The organism is Gilvimarinus sp. 1_MG-2023, from assembly GCF_030548285.1.
Window position 1 is genome coordinate 1 of record NZ_JAUOSC010001163.1, and the last position, 263, is coordinate 263.

A 263-nucleotide genomic window follows, 5' to 3' on the forward strand; every position below is an offset into this window, starting at 1 on the left:
CGGTCAGTCCGCGCAAATTGTTGCGCGTCCCGGGTGCGGGTAATGATCCACTGCAAGCCATCGAAAGCCTGCCCGGTGTTGTCTTCAGCGGTGGCCGGGAATCCGCCCCCGCAGTGCGTGGCTCGTCACCGGATGACAACGCTTATTACATCGATTTTTTCCCGGTTGGTTATATCTTTCATAGCGACTCGTCGAGCATTCTCAACGACAACGTCATTGATGGTTTTATTCTCGAAGCCGCCGCCTTCGGGCCAGAATACAAT

1 pseudogene is annotated in these 263 nt (G+C 55.1%); it reads left to right on the plus strand.

Going from position 1 to position 263, the window contains the following annotated elements:
• Positions 1-263 (plus strand): annotated as a pseudogene (locus Q4563_RS20515) (TonB-dependent receptor); the annotation flags it as partial.